Origin of the sequence: Massilia horti (assembly GCF_004614195.1) — a bacterium.
Classification (GTDB): domain Bacteria; phylum Pseudomonadota; class Gammaproteobacteria; order Burkholderiales; family Burkholderiaceae_D; genus Telluria; species Telluria horti.
The window spans coordinates 1-17,635 of sequence record NZ_SPUM01000037.1 but is presented as its reverse complement, the minus strand read 5'-3'; the positions used below and the strand labels follow the sequence as shown (position 1 = coordinate 17,635).

The following is a 17,635-nucleotide window of genomic DNA, read 5'->3' as shown; positions in this document are numbered from 1 at the left end:
GGCAGCGAAATCGCCGGCCAGCTACTTGTACTCGGCCTCGCGTCTCGCCGACGTTAGTGCAGCAAGTACCTTATCAATATCGGCGTGGTAGAACTGCTGTCGCATGACATAAGGTTGCTGGCATGGTGCATCCAGTTTTCCGCCATCCCGTAAGCCAAGTTCAATTCGGTGACGCAACTTACAGGCGGCCGTGATGGCTTCTCCGGTAGCTGGATTGCCAAATACCGGTAAGCCTTCAATGCGCGTCACGTAAGCATCTTGTGAGAATGTTTTACAGTCCTTTATACCGTCCAGGATGATGCCTTCTGGTGTTTCCGTCGTGCCGCTACTGCCGCCGCAATTGTCCTTCATCAGCTTGACGACCGCGCGTAACACCATCGCATCGCGCTGTGCCTGGCTAGGCTGCTGCAGCGTGGCTAAGCCAGTCGCGCCAAATAAGTCGATCCAGTGTTGATCCATACTGCCATTTGCGCTTAGCAGTAAGTTCAGCCAACGTGGTTCGCAAGGAGAACTGGAGCCGCATTCCATCGACTTCCCAAAATCGGGCTTGCCGCCGCTGCCAAGCTCCTTATAGAAACCGTTGATACGCGACATCGCCGTACCCACTCCCTGGCGTGCCGCCAGAACATACGTGTATATCGCCAGTCCGCAGCTGTACTGCAGCCGGTTGGCACGGATGAATCGCGGCGTCAGGGCACGCCAACTTCGCTGTTCGGCGTATAGAGCACAATTGGTCAATGCCTGATCCAGATCGGCGGCCGCTTGCGCACGCGTAAGCCAACCTTGCTGCACCGAGGTCATCCAACGCAAGAATTCGCCGCCTCCTTCATGGATCAAGCTCGCGTCAGGATAAACATCGACCGCATCGCGCAGCTGAAAACGGTGGCTGAATTCATGCGCCACCAATAGCCGCAGATTAGCCTGTTCGTCCGGGCCTGGAGCGCTCGGCCAGTTGAACAAAGACAGGCGCAGGACATCGCCCGCATCTCCGCCGATCCCTGGACCGCCAGGTCGGGTCGCATACACTGCCGCCATAATCGGGGGGTGGTACCGAGCGTCCGGAAGCGCAACGCGCAAGTAATTCACCGTGCCTTCGGCCACCGCTTTAATTTGCGCGACAGCAGCCGCAGACAGGCGGGGATCGAACCAGGCTACCGGCTCGCCGTCGCGCTGTGCCTGGGGTGCCTGCAATAACAGCGCCGCAGTGTCTTCAGCCGCATTCGCAACAGCGGCGCCTTGATAGGAATGACCATCCATCAAGATGCCGGGGGCGGAAAAATGGTAGCCAACCTTGCCGCAGCTGTCAGCCAAGGCGTATTTGGATAGGTGGACATATACGCCTTGCCCCAACGGGAACGCTGCCGGGTAGCCCGGTTGACTGATTGCTGGCGGCACACGAAAGCGTAATACTGGACATGCGCCTTTGTTGCGACTTAGCTGGTCCGCCCCAGCGGCGCCGCAGTCGTCCAACGCTTGCCAATTGGCGCGCGTTTCCTGGCCATCCTGCCCTTTTTTAATAAAGGGAACAGCGGTGCATTGCGCCGGCAATGTGTAGCTGACTTCAATCGCATCCGGCGAAAGCAGGCGTAGTTGGACAGCGGGGCCTTCGTCCGTGACGAACCGATGACCGCCGCTGATATCGGCCGCTTGGGCACTGCTCGCAACGGCCAGCAAGATGAGAAAAATACGGACGCGCATCCGATTACCCTATTGTTTGGATGCTGAACAATAAACCCGTTAGCACCAGGCTATCCACGCCTTGAGACGAACTGTTGAATTAGGAGGTTAATCAGCATCCTGTGCCAGATAAACAGCGCAGACGCCTAGCGGGCTTGTAGCACGACCAGGTTGCCCAGTACCGCTACTTCGTTCTCCGTCCTTAACGGGCCGGTTTCCAAAGCGATGATCGAAAACCCGGCGGCATCGGCCAGACGCTGGAGGTAGCGCTTCGAATGGGCATAGCGGTTCGCCGCCGTGAGCCTGTAGTCGCCCTCCTGCACCGCCTCGATTGAAAAGCAGAACCAGCCACCTGCGCGCAGCGCCCTGTGCACTTGCGCGAACAACTGGTCCAGCTCACCAAAGTACACCAGCACATCGGCTGCGGCGACCAAATCGAATTCGCCGGTCCTGCCTTCCATGTACTGCACGATGTCGCCGCATTCGAGCTTGTCGTAGAGCCCGCGCTCACGCCCCTTCTCGAGCATCTTTTCCGACAGGTCGACGCCGACCAGGGTCCGCGCATACTCGCGCAGATGGCCACCGAACAGGCCCGTGCCACAGCCCAGGTCCAGCACGTCCATCGATTGCGGGGCGACGCACTTGCGCAGCACGGCGCCAAGCAGCTCCGGGGTACGGTACTTCAGCACATCCACGAGGTGCCGGTCGAAGTGATCCGCGTACTGGTCGAACAGCTCCTTGACATAGCCGGTCGGAGAGGCGGCGGGCACCTCCTGCACGCCGAGCGCGGCCAGCGCAAACCCGATCTGCTGCGCGTCGGCGCCAAGCTCAAGGGCCTGCCTGTAGGCCGCGACCGCCTCGTCACTACGGCCCAGCGCCCGTAAGGTATTGGCGCGGTAATGGTAGGCGGTGGCGTAACTGGCATCGAGCTCGATCGCTCGCTCGTAACTTTGCAGCGCACCGGGCAGGTCGTTCAATTTTTTGAGGGCGGTGCCGCGCGAGCACCACATCTTCGCGTCACCGCCCTTGCCCGCGAGTGCCCGATCGTAGCTTTGCACCGCCTCTTCAAACCGGCCCAGGGCCTGTAACGCGTTTGCACGCGCGCACCACGCATCGACATTGTTCGAACGCCCCGCCAGCGCCCGCTCGGCGCTCACCAAAGCGTCGCCCGGCCGGTCCAGGTCGTGCAGAGTAATGGCGCGATTGCACCAGGCCTCGGGATAGTCCGGCCGGCACGCAAGCGCGCGATCATAACTGGCCAGTGCCTCTTCCAACCGCCCGAGCTTGCGCAGCGTATTGCCGCGATTGCTGAGCGCCAGCGCGTAGCGTGGATTGAGCTGCACCGCCAGATCGTAGCTGGCCAGCGCATCCTGCGTTCGCCCCATGTCCTGCAGCGCGGCGCCCAGATTGCAGCGGGCAGTGGCGTGCATCGGGTCGATGGTCAACGCGTCGCAAATCAGTTCGACGGCACGCTCGGGCCGCCCCTGCTGCCGCGCGATCACGCCCGACAGGTGCAGCGCATCGAACTGGCGCGCAGCCACAGCCAGGATGCGCTCATACAGCGCCTGTGCCGCTTGCAGCTTGCCTTGCTGGTGCAGGGCCACGGCTTCTTGCAAAAGCTGCGCCACCAGCGGATTTGTATCACTCATTCCATTCTCTCGATGCGGGAAAACCGATCCGTGCGGCGTCATTATCGCGCAAGTCCCGCCAATCAAGCCCATGATTATTCCCGGCCGTTCGCCTCAATCGGCCGATCGCTCATCTAGAATCTGGCGAAAAGCCACTCATCCGGGGGACCCGAATTGAACAAACTCCGTCGCATCAAACTCCTCGCCGGCCTGTTCGCAGGCTTTGCCGCCGCCGGCGCCAGCGCAGCAACGTATTACGTCTCCCCATCCGGCGATGACAATGCTGCTGGCACGATCGACAAGCCCTGGAAATCGTTCGCGCACGCCCAATCGGTCGCAGTGCCGGGCGATACTGTCTTCTTCCGCGGCGGGACCTACGCCTACACGGTTGCCACCTCCACTTGCGCCACGCGCAGAGCGGTGGTCAGCGGCATCGACCTGAACAAGAGCGGCGCCGAAGGACAGCCGATCCGCTACTGGGCCTATCCGGGCGAAACGCCGGTATTCGATTTCTCGCAGATGAAAGACGACTGCCGGGTCAAGGGCTTTAACGTCACCGCCGACTGGGTCCACCTGAAAGGCCTGGAAGTGACCGGCGCGCCACAGCAGCCGGAAAACCGTCTTAATCACGAATCGTGGGGAATTTGGGTCAGCGGCAGCCACAACATCTTCGAACTGCTTAACCTGCACCACAACATGGGTCCAGGTCTGTTCATCAAGAACGGCAGCTACAACCTGGTACTCAACAGCGATTCGCACCACAATTACGACCCCTACACCTCGAACGGCGCCGGCCAGAGTGCGGACGGCTTTGGCGCCCATGTCGGCGTCAATCAGCCGGGCAACGCGTTCCGCGGCTGCCGCGCATGGGCCAACACGGACGACGGATTCGACCTGATCAATGCGTTTTCGCCGGTCACGATCGAATATTCATGGGCCTGGCAGCACGGCTACCTGCCGGGCACCCATACGTCGCTCCCAGCCGGAAATGGCAATGGCATCAAGGCCGGCGGCTACGGCGGTAAATACGTACCCAATGGCGTCAGGCACATCGTTCGTTTCTCGGTCGCTTTCGACAATAAGGTAAATGGCATTTACGCCAACCACCACCCGGTCGAAATCGACTTCTACAACAACACGGCATTCAACAACGGCACCGATTTCAACATGCTCGGCATCGCGCCGGATGGCTCGCCGATCAACTTTGGCAAGCTGCGCAATAACCTCGCCTTGCAACCCAAATCGAAGCTGAAGATCGACGGCGTGGATTCCGCTTTCAACTCCTGGGATTTGCCCTTGACCGTTTCGGAAGCCGATTTCGAAGCCGTCTCCAACGCCGGCTGGGACGCGCCGCGCCAGCCGGACGGGAGCCTGCCCGTGATCCGGAACCTGCGCCTGCGTGCCGGCAGCGCCCTGATCGACAAGGGCACCGATGTCGGTTTGCCGTTCCATGGAAAGGCGCCTGACCTGGGCGCGTTCGAATACTCGGGCAAATCGAAATAAGCATCGCCAGCGATACGGCATCCACAGGAGGACACTAATGAAAGCACCCTATCGGCTCGCGCTTTGCGCGACCCTGCTCGCCGCCACTCAAGTCAATGCGGCAGAATCATACAAGTTCGCATTCGGCGCCAAGGCGCCTGCCGGCTACACCGCGGTGGCACCAAGCGCCACCTACAGCCAGGCGCGCGGTTACGGCTTCGAACCCGGCACGCAGCCCGACAGCGGCAAGCCATACTACTTCTCGGTCGATCTCCCGGAAGGTAATTACAACGTCACGGTCACGCTGGGCGAAGACAAGGCGCCGGCCACGACCACCGTCAAGGCCGAGCTGCGCAGGCTGATGCTCGAGAACGTCAAGACCGCGCCCGGCGAAACCGTCACCCGCACCTTCACCGTCAACATCCGCACGCCCCAGATTGCGGCAGTGGACAACATCGCAGCGGGCCAGGTGCGCCTGAAGGAGCCGCGCGAAACCGTCCAGGAGGCCTGGGCCTGGGACCGCCGCCTGACGCTCGAATTCAATGGCGACCACCCGGCCGTGCGCACCGTCGACATCACGCCCGCCAGCGGCCCGACGTTGTTCCTGATCGGCGATTCGACCGTCTGCGATCAACCGGGCGAACCCTTCAACAGTTGGGGCCAGATGCTCACGCGTTTTTTCAAGCCAGGCATCGCGGTGGCCAACCACGGCGAATCGGGCGAAACCTACCGCGATTCGATCGCGCGGCGCCGGCTCGACAAGATCGTCAGCGTGCTCAAGCCGGGCGACACTGTGCTGATGCAGTTCGGGCACAACGACCAGAAGCAGATCAAAGCCGGCAACGGCGGCCCGTTCACCACCTACAAGGCCGAGATCAAGACCCACGTCGACGCGATTCGCGCGCGCGGCGGCCTGCCGGTCATCGTCTCGTCAATGGAGCGGCGCGCCTTCGACGCCGAGGGGCACGTGATCCCCTCGCTGATCGAATACGCCACCGCCGCGCGGCAATCGGCGCAGGAACTGGGCGTGCCGTTCATTGACCTGAATGCGATGAGCAAGACGCTGTACGAGGCGCTCGGCCCCGAACAGTCCAAGCTCGCCTTCGCGCATCCGCCGCAGCGCCAGCTGGACAACACGCACCACAACAGCTACGGCAGCTACGAGCTGGCCAAGGCCGTGGTGACCGGACTGCGCCAGGCCAAGCTGCCGGTTGCCGACTACGTGGTCGATGGCTTTAGCTTCGACCCGGCGCATCCGGACCCGGTGGCGTCGTTCTCGGTGCCGCCCAGCCCCAACATCACCCGCGAACGCCCGCTCGGCGACGAGGCCAACAAATGAAGCTGTGCGCCCTGCTCCCCATCCTGGCACTGCTGGCGGGCTGCGCCGGCAGCGCCACGCGCGTCCCAGAACCGGATGGCGCTGGCTACGTCTTCGCGTACTTCACCAAGAACGGCGAAGACGGCCTGCACCTGGCCGCGAGCGACGACGGCTACCACTGGCAAAAGCTGGGCGGCGGCGCCAGCTACCTGCAGCCGAAGGTCGGCAAATCGAAACTGATGCGCGACCCATGCATCCTGCGCGGGCCGGACGGCGTGTATCACATGGTCTGGACCTCGGGCTGGAACGAGAACAATATCGGCTATGCGTCGTCCAAGGATCTGGTGCACTGGTCGGAGCAGAAGGAACTACCGGTGATGGCCCACGAGGCGGGCGTGCTCAACTCCTGGGCGCCGGAGATCGTCTACGACGAACAGCGCGGCGAGTACCTGATCTTCTGGTCGTCGACCATGCCGGGCAAGTTCCCGCAAACGGACGGCGCGTCCGACGCCAAGTACAACCACCGCATCTACGCGACCACGACGAAGGACTTCGCCAGCTTTACGCCGACCACGGTGCTGTACGATCCGGGCTTTTCGGTGATCGACGCGACCTTCTTGCGCGCGAATGGCCGCAGCTACCTGCTGGTCAAGGACGAGACGCGCTACCCGGCCAAAAAGTACCTGCAGATCGCCGAGGCGCCCGACCTGCATGGCCCGTACGGCAAGCTGAGCGAACCGATCACGCCCAAGGGCCTGTGGACCGAAGGGCCGACCGCGCTGCAGATCGGGCAGGACGTGATCGTCTATTACGACGCCTACACCACCAAGCACTACGGCGCGCTGCGTTCACGCGACCTGGTGCACTGGGAGGATGTGACCGGGCAGATGCATTTTCCGGACGAAGGCACGCCGCAGCGCATGCGCCACGGGACGGCGATCGCGGTGCCGCGCGCGCTCATCACCGCGCTGCGAGCGCAGCCAATAAAGGATGAGGTCATCTCGAAAAACGTAAAGTAGAGCTCGTCAATCAAGGAAAGCGAACGTCACAACAATAGCAGGCCTTAAAATATTCGTCGTCCCCGCCTGCGCGGGGACGACGGGCAACGCGGTGATTCACCGCCGGGTTGCCATTTTCTGAGAAAGTTAGCCGCTCATGAAAACGTACATCGTTTGAACACCCTTGCCGCATATGAGATGGCGCCTTCAACTTGCTCCTCGTTTGATCGGTCCGGCCAAGGACTAGTAAGTTTCTCTCGCCAAAAATACCAAAAACCGGTCACCTGAGCCAGCGGAATAAACAGGCAAATTGGTAGTGCGCTGCCAACGATAGAACTCATTATGCAAGTGCCTTCCTTGTAGAACCCCCAAAACAAGGTTCGGTTATGGCCGAGCGCCGAAGCGCAACGCTAATTCCGCGCGTCATTGAAGATTCAGCTGCCACGAAACCCCGTAGCGATCGCTTACCCAACTGAACTTGTTGCTGAAACCGTAGTTCCCCGGTGGCATCAGAACTGATCCGCCGATGGAAAGCTGGCTGAATGCATTGTCGAGCTCCGCTTCGCTTTCGCACTCGACGAAGAGCGAAAACGATGGAGTGAAAGTGAAGGCGTGATGTATCGGACTGTCGATACAGAGAATCTCCTGGCCCGCCAGCGTGAATTCGGCGCGAAATACTGTGCCCTCGGCACCCTGCTGGCCGGGGCCGTAGCGCTCGATCCGCCTAATCTGAGAGCCATGGAACAAGGAGACGTAGAAGTTCATCGCCTCCTCGGCGGATCCTTCGAACATTAGAAACGGTCTCACTGACTGGGCCATGGGATGTCTCCTTTGCTGGTTGGACAGCCGGCTGAGCAGTCGGCCTGGTACAAGCATAACACCTTGAACGCGGTTACACCCAGCGGGTCTGCCCTGCGTAGCCACGTCGCCCCTGCGGAGGCGGACCGTCGTAGGGTGCGCACCTGTGCGCACGCGGTTCGCGAACGACGCGTGACCGAGTGTCAGCCGCAAGTCAGCATGCGGTGACCGCGTGCGCACAGGTGCGCACCCTTCGATAAGCCGTACGATCGGAATGACGCAGCCGGCGTTCTCAGGCGCTGGCCCTATTTCTTCTTCGCGATCTCCACCGCGTAGGTCTCCTTGCGGCCCTCGAAAGTGCCGCCGAAGACAATCCACTTCCCGTCCGGCGAGAAATGCACGTTCGGCTCGAGGCCGCGATAGTCATGCGCCTTCATGTTCACCAGCTTTTCTGAACGGAAGCGTTTGCCCTCGGGGTAGAACGCATAGATCCACGTGCCGTTCTGCGCACGCGCCACCTGGGTCGGGTCGCCACCATCGCCGGCGAACATCTTCTGGTCCGGCGACAGCGTGTAGTGGATCGACCATTCATCCGCGGTCAGCTGGTAGATGCCCACTTGGTTCCCGGTCTTGACGTCGGCGCCGGCCATGTAGAAGGTCTCGCCGCGTGGCTTTTGCAAGTCGAACCAGATCGACTTGCCATCCGGGGAAAAGTATTCATGGCCGGCGATTTCCATATCCATGGAACGCTTGTGCATCAGGGTCGTGGTCTTGTCCTTGATGTTGTAGCGCCAGATGCGGTCGACTTTATGCCACGGCCCTTCGTGGCAGAACATCAGCACGTCCGGATCGGTCGGCGAAAACTGGATGTGGCCGAGCCAGTTGTTCTCCGCATGGACAATCTTGAATTCACCGGTCCTGATGTCGATTGTGAAGATCTTGTTTTCCAGGTGCGCGTCGTAGATGCGGTTGAAGTAATCGCTCTTCTTCGGATACTGACGCAGGATCTCCATCTGCTCGGGGCTGGCAATGCTGCCCGCTAACATGGTGCCGTCGGCGTTGATGGTCGCGATGCCGCCACGCGTACCAGCCGGGAAGGTGTACAGCTTGCGCGTCTTCTTGGTGTCCACGCTGGTCGCGTAGATGGTGTCGGCGCTCTGGTACAGCACCTCGCGCGTGGTCTTGGCGAGCATTGAGAGCATGCGCTTTTGCGCCGGATCGGTGGTCACCTGCTCGACCTTGCGGTCCTTCAGGTTGATGGTAAAGATCTGGTTGACGCCGTCAACCTGATTCTGGAACACCATTTTGTCGCCTTCGTCGCGCAACTGCTCGATGAAGGGATTGTTGTGGAAGTACCAGTTGCTGATCGGTTGGCCATCCAGCCCCGAAAGTCGCACCACACGGTGGCCAGTGTCCTTGTCGATCCACTCGGCCGGCATCGGCTTGCGTGACCCGGTTTCGACCACTTCCTGACCGATTGCGACATGGGTCAGGCATGACGCCAGCACCAGTCCCGCGATATGTTTGAGTTTCATGCTGTCTCCGCGGTTATTGGCGCACGCCCTGGAACATCAGGCCGCTGTCGTTCAACCCGAACTTGAACTTCTTGTTCATCTCGATGATCTCGGCGCCGGCCAGCAGGGTCGGGCCGTAGCCATGCGCGGCCTTCACGCTGGTCGGGCGGAAGTAGTAGAACGCAGGGTCGAACGCCATGCCGGTGCCGACGCAGATGCCTTCGATCTGGCCGTTGCCCGTGACCTTGGTGGCGACGGCGTTCCAGGCCAGGTTGGCCATCGGGCCGTACATCTGCGCGTCCACGTAGCCGCGATTGACTGCGCGTGCGATCGCGTAGGTGTAGATCGCCGTGGCCGAGGTTTCCTGGTACGAGTCGTTACGGTCGATCAGCTGGTGCCAGAAGCCTTCCTTGGTCTGATATGAGGCCAGGCCCTTGATGTGGGCGCGCAGCTGTTCCAGCACCGCGTTGTAGCCCTTGTGGTCCTTCGGCAGCACTTCCAGCACCTCGACCATGGCCATCAACGCCCAGCCGTTGGCGCGCGCCCAGTGCATCTCGGGGTGGTCGCGCATCCCTTCCACGTAGCCGTGCATGAAGATGCCGAGCCTTGGATTGAACATGCGCTTGGAGAACTGCACCACCTGCTTGACGGCGTCGTCATAGTACTTGCGCTCGCCCGTGGTCTTGCCCATGTAAGCCATGGTCGGCACGCCCATGAACAGGTCGTCCAGCCACAGGGTGTTGGGCAGCGGCCGCATCTTGGCGCCGCCATTGCCGTCCGGGCCTCCGCGCGCCAGCGTGCCGTCCTTGAGGCGGTACTCCTTCTTGGTCACGAAGTCGCCGCAGATGCCGATCATCTGGGAGTAGTCGACGGCGGAACCCGCCAGCTTGGCTTTCATGAAGCTGTGGCACAGGGCGCCCGCATCATCGAGTGCATGCGGGTTCAGGAAGCTTTTGATCGGCGCATGCGAATTCTTGGGGTCCGCCTTCACTGCCGGATAGTAGGCCTTCGTCAGATCCGAGAGCAGCTGATGCCGCTTCATCACGTAGTCGGTGTAGCGCTTGTCGCCGGTGGCCGCGCCCGCGGCCAGCATGCCGCTATAGGTCACGCCCCATTCGTAGCTGGTCAGGCGGAAGTCGCCCGGCTTGAGCACAGCTTCCGGATCGGCGCTGGACAGGTCGGTGACCGGTGCGCCGGTGGTCTTGTTGATGATTTCGGCCGGAGTGGTGCGGTCCAGGTAGGTGAACACGCGGTCCAGCACAGCCTTGACTTCGGCCGCGTCCATCGCGCGGTACGGGGTCGGGTACTTGACCTCCAGCGCGTGCAGCATGGCGTCGGCGGCGGCCGGGCCCTTCTCCTGAGCGGCCGGCGCTTCCTGGGCGGATACGTTCAGCGCCACCGGGAACAGGCCGGCGACGAGCATGCCGATCAGGGGGCGGCGCAGCTTCGAGGCATTCATCAAACACGTCTCCTTCATTTGAGCTGATAGATCTTCAGGTTGTCGATCGTCTGGCGCGACCATGTGGTGCGAAAGCCGAAATAGCCGCTCGTGAACGGCTGCGGATCGCGGTATGAAAAGTATTCTTTGCCGTCCACGAGCATGCGTGTGCAGCCGTTGTAGACGGCGATCTCCACGGCATAGTCGCGGTTCGGCTCGAGCAGGTGGGAGGAATCGAGGTACTCGCCCAGCACCACGCGCTGGCCGTTGCCATAACGGCGAAAGCGCGTGGTCGAGTTGGTGTTGCCGCCGAAGCCGACGTAGTACATGTTCAGGTTGTCGTAATCCTCGAACTTGCCGGAACGCGTGAACAGCTTGGCATTGTTGGGATCGTGCGCCATCCAGAAGTGGTTGAAGTCGGACAGGCGGTCGTTCTTTCCGCCGTCCATCACCACGCGCCGCGTGTACGTGATCACCAGGTTGCCGGACAGCGGCTTGTCAAGCCATACGGTCGCGCCGGAATCGACGTCGATCAGCAGGCGCCCGTCCTGGTTGGCGATCACGTTGCCGGGCTTTTTTGCGTACTCGGTCACGTAGCCACTGAGCGGACCTTCAAAGTCGTCCTGGTACAGCAGTGCGCCCCGCTGCCCCCACTGGGTGCAGGCGGCCGGCGCCGCTTGCGCACCGGCGGTAACGGTGGCGATAGCGGCGGCGGCCAGCAGTTTGATCAGCATGCTGGCGTCTCCTTACTGCCTGCGCGCCGGGCCCTCGCCCGTTCCGCGGCGCTCAGCCATCGGCGGCGGTGGCGGCAATTCATGCGGCAGCGCGTCGCCCAACAGGGCCAGCGATTCGATCATCGTCAGTCCACTCTGGGCCGCGTCGTTGGTCGAGACGCCGAATGCTTCGGTGGTCGGATTGAGCACATCCGGGCCGCTCAACGGACGCGGAACCGCGCCGCGCCAGCGGACCATGTTCTCGATCGCGTGTTTGGCGAAGGCCGGATTCTTCGTCTGCGCGTAGGCGTAGGCCGCAAGACGCGGACCACCCTGCGCCTTTTCCACGTACTCGCCATTGGCGCCTTCGGTACCGGTCTCCTTGTCCTTCAACAAGACCTCCGCCGGCGCTTCGCCCAGGCGCGCATACTGCAGCCATGCGGTAGCAAAGTCCTTGCGGCCGAGCAGCGGCACCAGCTCGAACATCACCTCCGCGCCGCCCTGAATGGTGGACAGGTTGTACAGCACCGGCACTTGCTGGCCCTCGAGCGGGTCGGGGATCGGGTGCAGCTTGCCGGTGGCGGGATCGTAGCCAACGGTCATGCTGCCGCGCCCCTTGAGCGGGCCGATCTTGTTACCGCCCAGGTCCGGATTGAGGCCGTTGCGCACGCCAGAACGCAGCCAGAACGGCATTTGCAGGATCGAGTCCACGCCCGCGTTGATGCGATCGCGCCACTTGGTGTCGCCGGTGCGTTCCCATTCGGTCATCCAATTCCCGGCCAGTACGTACCAGTCTGGGCCGATGCGGATCCGGCCCGGATACTTCGGGTCCTGCGGCAGCACCGGCTGCGCCAGGCGCATCGGGTCGAACTTGATCATCGCCTTGTCCGCCTGCAGCTGCTCGCGCATCACGTCTCCGATACGCTCGTCAGTGGTCAGGTAGTAGAACGGGCGCCAGTGCGCGGCCTGGCTGATGCGGCCTTCCTTGGACCCGTCGCCCCACTTGACCACGTTGTGGCGCGAACCGAGGCCCATCATCGGGCCGATGTGATACACGTTGGTCTCGCTGGTGTTGCGTGCCAGCGCCTCCGCCATGCGGAACAGGTCGGCGCGTCCGCTGCGCAGGTAGCTGGCCCAGATCCAAAGCGGCGTGCCCAGTTCCGTGTTATCCCAGGCGTAGCCCCCATGGTCGTAGTTCCACACATGGCGGCGGAAGTTGTAGCTGTGGATCACGTCGCCATACGTCCAGAAGCCGTACCAGTGGCGGTCGTCCTGCTGCTGCTTGTAAAACGCCAGCACCGAATCGAGCTTGTCCTCGATCGCCGCCCGCGCCGGCGTGGAGCGATCCACCGGGCTCCACACGCCAAACACCCCGGCCGAATGGATATACGCCGGCGACGCCGACAGCAGCGCACGCGCGCCACCGGCCTTGGCCATGGCCACCAGCTGGTCGCGCGAAGGCACGGCGGCGGACGGATACAGCGTGAACTCGCTAGTGCGGGCCACGCCGTAGGCCTGCGACATCCCGTCCTGCACGTCCTCGTAGGTTGCCGTCAACCCGTGTGCGCGGGTGGCGTAGTGGCGCATGTCCATGGCCGGCGCTTCGGGCGACCACAGCCAGGCAGTCAGCTCGGCTGCCTTGCCGGCCGCGTTGCGCACATCGAAAGCGGTCGGATAGCTCTGCCAGAAATCCTTGACGCTAACGGCCAGGCCGCCCGACACGTCCCCCGCAAAGACAAGGCCGGATGCGCGCTTGCCAGCATCCGAGAACACCCAGGTGCTTTGGGCATTGGTGCGCTTGAGGATGTTGAAGCCGTTCGGCGAAGGCTGGGTGAGCTTGTAATCGCTCCAGATGGCCAGCTGCTCCTTGTCCTTGACGCCGTAGAAGCGCCCGCCGTCGATCTTCTCGCCAGCCACCTGGCGCGGATCGGCATTCAGGTCACCCGGCTGCAGCGATTCCATCCAGAGGCCCCCATCCTGGCCGCTGAACGCCACGTGGCGGTTGTACACCTCTTCGCGCATCGGCACGGTAAAGCGCAGGCCGAGACCGCGGATGAAGTCCTTCTTCTGGTCGCCATCGTAGACGAAGGTGTGGACCACGTGGATGGCCGGATCGCCTGCGTAAAAATACAGGCGCAGCGAAAACGGCAGCCACTCACGCCCGCCCTTGGCCAGCTTGTGCTTGCCCTCGACCTTGAGCACGGCACGCACCGGGCCGGACTGCTCCACCGTGACCTTGTCAATCTTGGATGCGAAGCCGGCGCGGGCGGGCATGGCGCCCTCTTCCGGATCCGGGCCTTGCTGGACCAGTCCGACCAGGCGGCCGCTGCGCGCCACCTCCCGGCCATCGACGGAAATCGTCTGGATCAAATCCGTGCCGCGCGTACCCACGCGCACCTTCGACGCACCGGTGCTGATATCGATGAACTCCTTCCCGACCTGCACGTTGAGGGCAGCGCCAGGTGCCGCGCCTGCTCCCGCCGAGATCACATACGGCCCCGCCGCGCTAGCCACGGTGGCAAAGCCACTGAACTTGAGCGAGCCGTCCGGCCAGTAGGCCAGCGGCCAGGTCTGCAGGGGCAGCGCCTTGCCGTCCGGGCCTTTCAAGGCGAACGCCTGGTCCTTGCGCACCGCGCCCTGCGGCCAGGGCACGCCCCAGCTCACGCCGGTGTTGACGGCAGGTGCATCGCCGACCCAGTTGACGGCCACATCGGCGGGCGCGGCCTGGCTTGCGCCCGCGGTCATAAGGAGTGCCATTGCGCCGGTGGCCAGTCCCCATTTCATCGTTTTCATCATTTAACAGCTCCTGCCATTGCAGAGAAATACGGCGCCAGCGGATTGCCCGGCAGTGCCTTCAGGCCCGCCACCACGCGCTCTGCATTGAAGTGCGCGCCGGCGGCATTGGTATGCGTGCGCGCGTCCGAGAAAAAGGTATTGACCTTGTCCGCGCCGATCTCGCGGTAGCCGTTCGAAACCCACATCGTCAGGTCCATGAAAAACGCGCCACTGCTGGCGGCCACCTGCTTGTCCCATTCGGCGAAGTTGGCGAAGTCGCGCTCTTCCTGCCATTTGTCGCGGTGCGGGATCGGCGAAGCGAGGATGACGGTAGCGCCCCTGGCCTTGGCGTCGGCCACGTACTTGGCCATGTACCAGCCAAAGGTGTGCACCTGTTCCCTGGTGCCGTCCCGCTTGGCGTCTTCCACCGTCTCTGGCCCGGTGCCAGGGCCGGAGGCGCGTCCCTTCATCGCCGGGTCGCCGATGCGCCCGCCGTCGTTGTGGCCGAACTGGATCACGACCCAGTCACCGGCCTTGAGCATCGATACCACCTTGTCCCAGCGGCCCTCGGTAAGGAAGGTGCGGCTGCTGCGCCCACCAATGGCGCTGTTGACGACGTTGATTGTGCGCTCGTCAAAGAACGGCGCAATGCGCTCGCCCCAGCCGATGGCGCCGTTCTGGCCACCGCTCTTGACGGTCGAATCGCCGACCAGGAATAGGGTCGGCAGCTTGGGATCGCGCGGCGCCTCCGACCGCACGGTGCGCGCATCCTGCACCGGGCGTTCGTCCTCGCGTGCTTTGATGAACGAGGCGATGCGCGGGTCACCGAGCGCCTTCAGGCCCTGCACCACGATCTGCGCATTGAGCTCGGCGCCGGCCCAGTTGGTGTGTACCCGTTCGTCCGGCGTCGTCAGCGGGAACATGTTCATCACGGCTTCGCGCCCCAGCTCGTCGTAGCGGCGTGCGGCCAGCTCGTTCAGGTCGATGAAGCCGACCTTCTCCGCAGCCGCAACCTGCTCCGCCCAGCCGGCGTAATCGTTCTTGTTGCGGCGCACCTTGCCCTCTTCGTCCCACATCTTGCGGGGAATGAGCGAAACGATGACCGGCGTGGCGCCCCTGGCGCGGATGTCGGCGACGAACTTGCGCAGGTACCAGCCATAGCTGTGCACCACTTCGTGCTTTTGCGTTAGCAGGTTGTCGATTTCCTCGGTTTCCTCGCCAACCCCCTTGATGGTGCCACGCGCGCGGCTGGTGTCGTTGACTGGCGAGGCGTCGTTGTGCCCGAACTGCATCAGCACGATGTCGCCCGGCTTGACGAAGGCCAGCGTGCGCTCCCAGTGGCCGCTGGTGAGGTAGGTGCGGCTGGAAAGGCCGCCGACCGCGCGGTTCACCACATTGACCTTCGCGGGGTCGAAGTAAGCCGCGATCGGGTTACCCCAACCCCACTGGCCGGCCGGCCCTTTGCCCTGGCCGTCGTCGCGTCCATTGCGCACGGTGGAATCGCCGATCAGGATAATCGATGGCAGTTTGGGATTGGCCGGTTCAGGCAGTACCACCTGGGCGCGGGCGGGATCGGTATTGACGGCGGGCGGCAGCGATTGCGCCAGGACCGGGCCGGACAAGACCAGCAAGGCTGCGGCAGCGCGCAGCATCACGGACAGGAACGACATGGCAAACTCTTCGCGTTGTTCTTGCAGAGCCTTGATTCTATGCGACCATGTTCGGTACGAAATCCACTACCCGGAAAGAATCAGCAAAATGATTGGTTGCCGGCAACTGGTAGAGTGAAAATGGGCATTTTCCAATCCGTGGAGTGTTGCCCATGTTTACCCGCCTGCCGCTGTACGCCTGCCTGTGCGCCGCCCTGATCGCGTCACCCGACGCCTTCTGCCAGATCGGCAAGCGCTTTCCATCCGAACGCAAGGTTGTGAAAGACCCGGTAACCGGGACCATGCTCACCTTCCTCACCAGCAAAGCGCACGGCGATTCGAAAATCTACCCCACCCATCCGCAATGGACCGCGGACGGCAAATGGGTCGTGTTCCGCTCGCGCCTGGCGCAAGGCGAGGCGATGGCGGTCAATGAAGCGACCGGCGACATCGTGCAGGTCTCCGAGGGCGGCTATGCAGGCATGCTGAACCTGGCGCGCAAATCCATGAAGCTGTACTTCATGCGCAAGGCAGACGATGGCGTGCAGGTGGTCGAGGTCGACCTGGCGCGCGTGTTCGCAGACAGCAAGGCCGGCAAAATGCAGCCGGCGAGCAGCTACCAGCGTGTCAGCGTCACCCTGCCAGCCAGCCTGGAAGCCGGCGGCGACATGGCGCTCGACGCCGACGAGGAATGGGTGTACTTCCGCGTCGGCAAAGACGAAGCCGCGCGCCACCTGCCTGAAGGGACCAAGATCGAGCCGAACTTCGGCCCGCGCAACATGGGCGCCGGCCCGAACGGCATCGCCCGCGCCAACATCCGTACCGGCGAGGTTCGGCACGTGGTATCGGTGCCGTTCCAGATCGGCCACATCCAGGCCAACCTGTGGAACCCGGGCGAGATCGTGTTCTGCTGGGAGACCGGCGGCAAATCGCCGCAGCGCACCTGGACCGTCAAGGCCGACGGCAGCGGCCTGCGCCCGCTGTACCCGGAAGCGCCGTACGAATGGGTCACGCATGAAGCGGTGATCTCGAAAGACGAAGTGGCAATGGCGATCATGGGCCACCGCCAGATTCCGGGCGCGGCCGCCGCGGTCAACGCACCGGGTACCGACGTGGGCGGCGCCAACCCGGGCCAGGACACGGCGTGGGGCGACAGCGGCACCCGCGAAAAACCGACCGGCCTTGCGATCGTCAACCTGCGCACGCGCCAGATGACGATCGCGGGCCAGACGCCATCCGGCAGCGGCCTGTGGCACGTGCACGGCTCCAGCGACGGCCGCTGGGCAGTGGGCGACGACTTCTCGCGCAGTGTCTACCTGATCGACCGGAACACACGCGAAATGAGGATGCTCACCACCGGACACAAGACCACTGCGGCCGACCACCCGCACCCGACCTTCAATGCCGACGGCACCAAGATCGAGATCCAGTCGGCGATGCTGTCGGAGGACGGGCGCAGCATGAACATCTGCATCGTGCCGGTGCCGGAGGATTGGCTCAAACGGCCGGTGCCAAAGGCGGCGCAGGACATGAAGAACTGAGAACGCGGAGCGGAAGGGATCGTAACGTGAAAGAAAGCACTGTACGGATGTGCAGCGTCCTGACCTGAGTAGGCCATCGAAAATTGTGTTACGCCTGCGCTTAC

12 protein-coding genes are annotated in these 17,635 nt (G+C 62.9%); 4 read left to right on the top strand and 8 right to left on the bottom strand.

Annotation, left to right across the window (positions count from 1 at the left end; all coding sequences use genetic code 11):
* Positions 1-21: 21 nt before the first annotated feature.
* Together E4O92_RS05770 and E4O92_RS05765 are read right to left on the bottom strand one after the other, a co-directional pair.
* Positions 22-1,698 (bottom strand): hypothetical protein, encoded by a 1,677-nt coding sequence (locus E4O92_RS05770; RefSeq protein WP_135188802.1) that lies wholly within the window; start codon positions 1,696-1,698, stop codon positions 22-24.
* 125 nt (positions 1,699-1,823) lie between these two features.
* Positions 1,824-3,326: a tetratricopeptide repeat protein gene (locus E4O92_RS05765; protein ID WP_167759702.1), complete on the bottom strand. Its 1,503-nt coding sequence runs from the start codon at positions 3,324-3,326 to the stop codon at positions 1,824-1,826.
* 153 nt (positions 3,327-3,479) lie between these two features.
* Between E4O92_RS05765 and E4O92_RS05760 the strand changes: the two genes are divergently transcribed.
* The 3 genes from E4O92_RS05760 to E4O92_RS05750 are packed head-to-tail and all read left to right on the top strand — an operon-like array spanning position 3,480 to position 7,124.
* On the top strand, positions 3,480-4,808 hold the full coding sequence (locus E4O92_RS05760; protein ID WP_167759701.1) for a right-handed parallel beta-helix repeat-containing protein: 1,329 nt from the start codon (positions 3,480-3,482) through the stop codon (positions 4,806-4,808).
* 37 nt (positions 4,809-4,845) lie between these two features.
* Complete coding sequence (locus E4O92_RS05755; protein ID WP_135188800.1) at positions 4,846-6,126, top strand: rhamnogalacturonan acetylesterase; 1,281 nt, start codon at positions 4,846-4,848, stop codon at positions 6,124-6,126.
* A complete protein-coding gene (locus E4O92_RS05750; protein WP_135188799.1) occupies positions 6,123-7,124 on the top strand; it encodes a glycoside hydrolase family 43 protein in 1,002 nt (333 codons plus the stop codon). Before E4O92_RS05755 ends, E4O92_RS05750 begins: the two co-directional genes overlap by 4 nt.
* A gap of 402 nt (positions 7,125-7,526) precedes the next feature.
* Here E4O92_RS05750 and E4O92_RS05745 read toward each other — a convergent pair whose 3' ends face one another.
* From E4O92_RS05745 to E4O92_RS05720, 6 genes are all read right to left on the bottom strand, one after another.
* Complete coding sequence (locus tag E4O92_RS05745) at positions 7,527-7,922, bottom strand: VOC family protein (protein ID WP_135188798.1); 396 nt, start codon at positions 7,920-7,922, stop codon at positions 7,527-7,529.
* A 284-nt stretch (positions 7,923-8,206) separates the two neighbouring features.
* Entirely contained in the window at positions 8,207-9,436 is a 1,230-nt protein-coding gene (locus E4O92_RS05740; protein ID WP_135188797.1) for an oligogalacturonate lyase family protein, read from the bottom strand.
* 13 nt (positions 9,437-9,449) lie between these two features.
* A complete protein-coding gene (locus tag E4O92_RS05735; RefSeq protein ID WP_135188796.1) occupies positions 9,450-10,874 on the bottom strand; it encodes a glycoside hydrolase family 88/105 protein in 1,425 nt (474 codons plus the stop codon).
* A gap of 14 nt (positions 10,875-10,888) precedes the next feature.
* Positions 10,889-11,587 carry a DUF6250 domain-containing protein gene (locus E4O92_RS05730; RefSeq protein ID WP_135188795.1) on the bottom strand — a complete coding sequence of 233 codons (699 nt, stop codon included), beginning with the start codon at positions 11,585-11,587 and terminating at the stop codon, positions 10,889-10,891.
* Positions 11,588-11,599: 12 nt separating this feature from the next.
* Entirely contained in the window at positions 11,600-14,362 is a 2,763-nt protein-coding gene (locus E4O92_RS05725) for an exo-rhamnogalacturonan lyase family protein (protein WP_135188794.1), read from the bottom strand.
* Positions 14,359-16,011, bottom strand: coding sequence for a rhamnogalacturonan acetylesterase (locus E4O92_RS05720; RefSeq protein ID WP_135188793.1), 1,653 nt, complete (start codon positions 16,009-16,011; stop codon positions 14,359-14,361). Before E4O92_RS05720 ends, E4O92_RS05725 begins: the two co-directional genes overlap by 4 nt.
* Positions 16,012-16,163: 152 nt before the next feature.
* Between E4O92_RS05720 and E4O92_RS05715 the strand changes: the two genes are divergently transcribed.
* Complete coding sequence (locus E4O92_RS05715; RefSeq protein ID WP_229483085.1) at positions 16,164-17,531, top strand: TolB-like translocation protein; 1,368 nt, start codon at positions 16,164-16,166, stop codon at positions 17,529-17,531.
* The last annotated feature ends 104 nt before the right edge of the window (positions 17,532-17,635 follow it).

Coding starts and splice junctions, on each gene's coding strand:
- E4O92_RS05725 (WP_135188794.1), bottom strand. CDS start 14,362: ATGATGAAAACGATGAAATGGGGACTGGCCACCGGCGCAATGGCACTC.
- E4O92_RS05740 (WP_135188797.1), bottom strand. CDS start 9,436: ATGAAACTCAAACATATCGCGGGACTGGTGCTGGCGTCATGCCTGACC.
- E4O92_RS05750 (WP_135188799.1), top strand. CDS start 6,123: ATGAAGCTGTGCGCCCTGCTCCCCATCCTGGCACTGCTGGCGGGCTGC.
- E4O92_RS05765 (WP_167759702.1), bottom strand. CDS start 3,326: ATGAGTGATACAAATCCGCTGGTGGCGCAGCTTTTGCAAGAAGCCGTG.
- E4O92_RS05770 (WP_135188802.1), bottom strand. CDS start 1,698: ATGCGCGTCCGTATTTTTCTCATCTTGCTGGCCGTTGCGAGCAGTGCC.
- E4O92_RS05720 (WP_135188793.1), bottom strand. CDS start 16,011: ATGTCGTTCCTGTCCGTGATGCTGCGCGCTGCCGCAGCCTTGCTGGTC.
- E4O92_RS05715 (WP_229483085.1), top strand. CDS start 16,164: ATGTTTACCCGCCTGCCGCTGTACGCCTGCCTGTGCGCCGCCCTGATC.
- E4O92_RS05730 (WP_135188795.1), bottom strand. CDS start 11,587: ATGCTGATCAAACTGCTGGCCGCCGCCGCTATCGCCACCGTTACCGCC.
- E4O92_RS05735 (WP_135188796.1), bottom strand. CDS start 10,874: ATGAATGCCTCGAAGCTGCGCCGCCCCCTGATCGGCATGCTCGTCGCC.
- E4O92_RS05745 (WP_135188798.1), bottom strand. CDS start 7,922: ATGGCCCAGTCAGTGAGACCGTTTCTAATGTTCGAAGGATCCGCCGAG.
- E4O92_RS05755 (WP_135188800.1), top strand. CDS start 4,846: ATGAAAGCACCCTATCGGCTCGCGCTTTGCGCGACCCTGCTCGCCGCC.